General features: G+C 44.2%; 5 protein-coding genes. All 5 read right to left on the minus strand.

The features are described from left to right. Positions 1 to 89 precede the first annotated feature (89 nt). On the minus strand, positions 90 to 1,550 hold the full coding sequence (gene katB / locus MMG82_RS20990) for a catalase KatB (RefSeq protein WP_037414869.1): 1,461 nt from the start codon (positions 1,548 to 1,550) through the stop codon (positions 90 to 92). Between the two features lie 360 nt (positions 1,551 to 1,910). After that, complete coding sequence (locus tag MMG82_RS20995; RefSeq protein WP_037414872.1) at positions 1,911 to 2,150, minus strand: YgjV family protein; 240 nt, start codon at positions 2,148 to 2,150, stop codon at positions 1,911 to 1,913. 52 nt (positions 2,151 to 2,202) lie between these two features. After that, complete coding sequence (locus MMG82_RS21000; RefSeq protein WP_037426162.1) at positions 2,203 to 2,640, minus strand: hotdog fold thioesterase; 438 nt, start codon at positions 2,638 to 2,640, stop codon at positions 2,203 to 2,205. Positions 2,641 to 2,748: 108 nt separating this feature from the next. Continuing rightward, complete coding sequence (locus tag MMG82_RS21005) at positions 2,749 to 3,204, minus strand: hypothetical protein (protein WP_047535457.1); 456 nt, start codon at positions 3,202 to 3,204, stop codon at positions 2,749 to 2,751. Positions 3,205 to 3,348: 144 nt separating this feature from the next. Continuing rightward, positions 3,349 to 5,961 carry an extracellular exonuclease ExeM gene (gene exeM, locus MMG82_RS21010; protein WP_055646809.1) on the minus strand — a complete coding sequence of 871 codons (2,613 nt, stop codon included), beginning with the start codon at positions 5,959 to 5,961 and terminating at the stop codon, positions 3,349 to 3,351. Positions 5,962 to 6,280: the final 319 nt, after the last annotated feature.

Consider the following 6,280-nt stretch of genomic DNA (forward strand, 5'->3'; position numbering starts at 1 on the left):
TAATCTATTAATTCAACTAATCAATTGAATTTTAAATAATTAAAAGGCCTGTGATATCACAGGCCTTTGCTATGGGTTAGTAGATTAACTTATAGCCCTAATGCGGTTTGGATCCGTTGACCGTAATCAGCATCAGCTTTTTGGAAATGTGCCAGCATACGTTGCTGTACATCTAAACTCGCTTGACGCAGTGAGCCTGAAATGGTTTCCACTAAGCGGGCTTTTTCATCTTCGCTGAAGATGCGGTACAAATTACCGGCTTGGGTGTAATCATCCTGATTGTATCGGCTGTAACGCGCCGCTTCGCCATCTAAACGCAGTGGTGGCTCAGCAAAGTTTGCCGGTTCTACCAAGGCGCCCGCAGTGCTATTAGGGCCATAGTTTGCTGAAGCATCGCCACCTGTTTGACTGCCATGGTAAGGACATTGAGTTCCCGCCATTGCGCCTGCACGTTGATGATGATTGGCTTTAGCCGCATGTGGACAGTTTACTGGCAATTGGTTGTAATTCGCGCCAATACGATAACGCTGTGCATCGGCATAGGCGAACAAACGTGCCTGTAACATTTTATCAGGTGATGCGCCTACACCAGGCACTAAGTTACTCGGTGCTAAGGCCACTTGCTCGACTTCCGCAAAGTAGTTTTGCGGTAAACGGTTTAGCTCTAACACACCGATTTCAATTAATGGGTAATCACCATGTGGCCAAACCTTAGTTAAATCAAATGGGTTGATATGGTAAGTGTTGGCATCAGCTTCAGGCATAATCTGCACATTCACTGTCCAACGCGGGAAATTGCCATCGGTGATCGCCACCACCATATCGCGTTGCGATGAATCAGGGTCAATCCCTTTTAACTTATCAGCCTGTTCGTTGGTTAAGTTCACTACGCCTTGCTGCGATTTAAAGTGAAACTTCACCCAGAAACGCTCGCCTTTAGCATTCCAGAACGAGAAAGTATGCGAGCCATAGCCGTGCATTTGGCGATAGTTTGCCGGAATACCACGGTCAGACATCAAAATCGTCACCTGATGCATGGCTTCAGGGTTTAATGACCAGAAGTCCCACATCGCTTGTGGATCTTTAAGGTTGGTCAATGGGTTGCGCTTTTGAGTATGGATAAAATCCGGGAACTTAATGCCATCACGCAGGAAGAAAGTCGGCGTGTTGTTACCCACAATGTCGTGATTACCACGAGCAGTATAGAAGCGCAGACCAAAACCACGTGGGTCACGCTCTGCATCGGCAGAACCCATTTCACCGCCAACGGTTGAGAAACGCACGAAGGTTTCAGTTTGCTTACCCACACCATTGAAATGGTCAGCAATGGTGTAATCGCTTAAGTCTTTGGTCAGAGTGAAAGTCCCGTATACACCAGTACCTTTAGCATGTACTACACGCTCAGGAATACGCTCACGGTTAAAATGAGCAAGCTTTTCAATTAAATGCCAATCTTGTAGGAGTAAAGGACCACGTTCACCCGCTGATAACGAGTTTTGATCGTCTGCAATAGGGGAACCGCTCTGGCTGGTTAAATACTGTTGACTCATATCTTGCTCCTTAGTCTTTTTTAGTGTGAATCCAAGATTCAATTAAATCGAAAATAGTAGCCATGGCTTATCTCCTTGGCAGGCGACGTGTTGTCGATGGAGCTAGAATAGAGAAAAGATTGAATCCAATAAAACGATTAATACAGATTTAAACAATCTATTTTAAAGATTAAAACTAAGAAATACTCACTGTCATCACTTAAGTGCAGACAGTATTATTGTTTAATATCTGGAGAGTAAAACCCATTAAAGGGTATACCCGACTGATGGAAGATATGAGTTTTTACACTGAGGACTAAAATTAAAGGTTTGAAAAATAAGCAGATTGGTTAGGACTTGCATCGAAACCAACCTCCAAACTTACTTTTGGCTTAGCTGCTCACGGTAGATAACAACAAGATAATAAGCATCGATGAGTACAATAAAAAAGTTAACCGCTGCAACAGGATAAGCCTGTATCGCCATCCCATAAGCAACAAACAGTGCCGCCCCAAGCAAATTCAACCAACGTAACTTCTTGATGTTTGACATCATCAAAGAGATAGCTACTACCACAGACGCCAAATAACCAACCCATTCCCAAATCATTGCACTATCCATATTAAAACCTTATTTATCGATTTATACATTGAAACAGGTTGGTTAATCTGCATTAGCGTTTAACTACCGCTGCTGTCATCCGTGAGATACAGGTCAACTCCCCTGCACTATTATGGATTAAGATTTCCCATACCGAGCTGCGTTTCCCCAGATGAATGGGTTTTGCCGTTGCGGTTAGTACGCCATTACGTGAAGCACGTAAATGGTTGGCGTTAATCTCTTGTCCAACACAATAATATTGCTCGAAATCCACCGCAAAGTTTGCCGCATAACTGGCAACCGTTTCGGCTAAGGCAACGTTCGCGCCCCCATGGACAATGCCTAAGGGATTATGTACGGCGGGCGTGGCAGGCATAGTCGCCTTCATAAAGTCATCGCCAATCTCGCTGATCTCAATCCCTAGGGTCTGCATCAAGGTGCCTTTGCCCCCCATACCAGCATCTAAACGGGCACAATCCTCTAAGCTTACCGGTCTAAACCAAATACTCATTTCAACATCCTAGTAAAGAAAACCAGCTAGCAGTTTACTAAGAAGTGACTGAAGTTCAACACATAAGCCATCGCTTAACCAGTTCTGTTCGGCAAGGAAACGCTACGACTAACTTAACCAATGTTTTGTGACAGCCAAACGGCTAAACCAAACTAAGAAAATCCCCCAAAGGATCACTACACTTGGCATCACAAGAGCATCAGTGCCCAATACCGCTGCCGCCTGCTGAATCCCAAATACATAACCCATCTGCACCAATACCGCCACCAGTGACGCGAGCAACACTTTATAAGAGAAGGCTTTTTTAATCAGTAGAAACAGACAACCGATAACGCCAGAAACCACCGCAAAACCAAACACAAAGTTGAGCCAAGCGGGTGTCGATTCATAGAGTTTAATCTGATCAGGACTCATCTGCGCCATGGCGTCTGGCGTCATAGTCATTTGAATAACAAAGGCCAATAATCCCATGATATTCCAAAGCAAACTAACGACTGCGATAACGTAAAACCACAATGGCGCCTTGGTAACACCAATGGAATGCAGGGGTGCACTCACAACCATCTTTTTCTCCGTTGGGCTCAAGACTCATTCCCATGAAATACGATGAAAACACGATAAAACCAGCTCAATAAAAAGGGATGGTAAAACCATCCCTTAGCTCTGAGTTTAGCTCACAAAATAAGTTGTGAGCGTATTAACACGTATTTAACGGCGACGGCGCTGTAATCCAAATAGTGATAACAAGGCTAAGCCTAAGTAACCTAGTGCTCCACCATCATCCTTAGGCTTTGGCTCAGGTTTTGGTGGCTCAACAGGCGCTGGATAGCTTAATGCAACTATCACAGGGTCATGGTCTGAAGCAGAAAACGCATTTTCAGATTTTACGAGATTACCTGAGAATTTTTTGCCGTATTCGAACAGGGTAGACTCCACAGAGTTGATATGCCAATCTTCAATATCCACTAAACGCTTGGCGAGACTAGTGTTTGCCAAGGCATGGTCAAGGTTGCCTAACTCACCATTGTAGCTGTATGAGTAAGTGCCAGTACCGTGAGCTTTAGTATTGAGATTGATAAGACCATAACCTTTCTCAATCTTGCTGCCTTGGCGTTCAAACACTTTGCCATTTAAGGTTGTCCAAGAGGCGGTCATGATTGCACGATCAGACTTGCTCGCATCGTAGTCGGTCAATACACGGATAGGATCTTCCATACCGTAGGCATTCATATCACCGATAACCAGTAAATCGCCTTTTACGTCTTTCAACGCTTCACCGATCACTTTAGCTGCTGACACGCGGAAAGCATTACACTTACCCTGTTGATCCGCAGGATCAACAGACTCTTCGAAGTTAACCCAATCCTCCAAACAGCCTGAGCCTTTTGATTTCAGATGGTTAACAACAACGGTTAGATTTTCATTATGGATCTTAAAGGTTTGCGCTAAGCTGTGGCGTTGGTAAGCATCGTTACCTGGGTTAGTCTCAGTCTTACCCTCTTTAATGCGAGTCACACTGCCTGCACTCGCATGTTGCTCTGGGGTATCAATAGTGCGAGCAGCACCTGCAAGGCTTACTTTACCCGCACGGTACAGCATACCAACGGTAATCGCATCGCTACCGAAGTACTTACCGTCGTATTTATCTTCATCGACGATTTCAATATAGCTGTAAGCATTTTCAGCAGTTTGCTTCTCGTTTAAGGCATCGACTAAGTTCTTAATCGCGCTCTTTTCGCCAAAACCGTTGTTAGCAATTTCCATCAAGCCAACGATATCGGCATTCATGGCAGTAATGGCACTAACGATTTTCGCACGTTGTAACAGCATTTCTTCTTCGGTCAATGCGCCGCGGTTGCCACCCGATGGGTTAGTATCACCACCCACAACATCATTGAAGAAGTTCAGTACGTTAAAGCTGGCCACACGGATATCACCTTTAGTCGCCACACTTGGTGCATCTGTTCTATCATCGCCGCGGATAAAATCGCCAGCAGTAATAGTGTTCGTAGCCACTAAACGGTAAGCCCCGTAGCTATAACCAATCACCCCTTGCAGATTGGTCAATTGATCACCGACGCGGATATAACCTGTTTCAGCATTAAAGTCAGGGAAGTAAGGAATTACACCGTCAGCAGGTTTGTAATCGGATTCGATAAACAGCTGATTTTCTAGGTTAGATTTAACTAATGCCGTTGCCTCTGGAGAAAGCGCTGGGTATAACTGGGTTGGCTTCATCAAGGGTTCTTTGTAAGACACCAACATGTTATTACGCTTGCCCGCATAGTCGAAGCTAAAGGTGCGGCTGATCTTCAGATCACTGCCCGCATCTAATAGCACGTTCATGCCTTCATAACGCTCTAAAGCCTGCGCTAATGTTTCTCCCTCGGCAACATAGAAAGGCGCTGCGACAGGAACTTCCCCCTTCGCGCCCACTTCAAATTTTTTATCGGTTTTAATATCAATTTGGGTTAGACCGAAGTATTCCTTGACCTTACCCTGAACACAGATTTCAACCCCAGGTTGTATCGCTGCTGGCGGTGTTTCACCTAAAAAGACAAATACACCATCGGAAGTATATGGCGAGTTATCACCCTTCACTTCTTGCAAATAAAAACCTTTGAACAAACTCTCGCCACGGGCAGTCACCACCCCGCGAACCGTCACTTCACTTTCAGACTCAAATGCACCTTGAGGAACATAAGGGCTAGATTCTCCAGCACCTTGTACTTGATAAATAGGAACAATTTTCGCGCCACTGCAACTAAATACAGGTGTTTCTGGTGCGGTTGGCGTATTCAGAGAACCAAGACCAGTGAAAGTATCTTTAGGTAATTGTTCCCACTGGGCAGCATTAAAGACGGTATTTGCGACTAATGAGTCTAGTTTACGCTTAAGGGTAACATCGAGTCCCCAACCGACTGGCGTTGGCACATCACCAATAATATCAACCACGGCGCCATCTTTAACCAAAGCGACAGCATCACCGCCGTTAAAGCTTAAGCTACCAGAAAAACTATCGACGCCTTGTGGCAGGGTAATAACACCGCTTGAATTGAGAATCACTTTAGTGGCTTTAGGCGCAATGCTCTGGCCATCTAATACTTGCATATCTGACGCATCTGTTGCGCCATCTTTATAACGAACGAGCTTATAACCTGTGAGATCAATTGCCGCATCACCGCTGTTATACAATTCGATAGCTTTGTTATTAGAGCTACCTTCAACATACTCAGTGATTATGACATCAGCACTTGCCATCATAGGCAACGCCGCGGCTACAGCTAAAGAAATAGCCGTCAACTTATTAACATTTTCCATATCAACAACCCCATTATTATAATATTGCCGCTAATTTTTATTAACGTGCGGGCGGATTATTCCAGAGTTGTAGGGCTAAAAAAAGGGGGCAAGATCTCACTATGCATGCATAACATATTGATGGAAATGTAATTTTACAGAGTAAATTGTCTTACATTCAGAACAGTGCCGTAACACAAAATTATTAAATAGCGATAAAACAATAAGTAAGAAAAAGACATCTAGTCCCCCTAGTTAACCTAAGTGAACAAATAATAATCGCAAAAAAAATATGATATTTTTATGATATTTTTAAACATGCCATTCTGAATAAGCGTAT

It is taken from the genome of Shewanella sp. MM_2022_3, assembly GCF_022557375.1.
In the GTDB taxonomy this organism is placed as follows: Bacteria; Pseudomonadota; Gammaproteobacteria; order Enterobacterales; family Shewanellaceae; genus Shewanella; species Shewanella xiamenensis.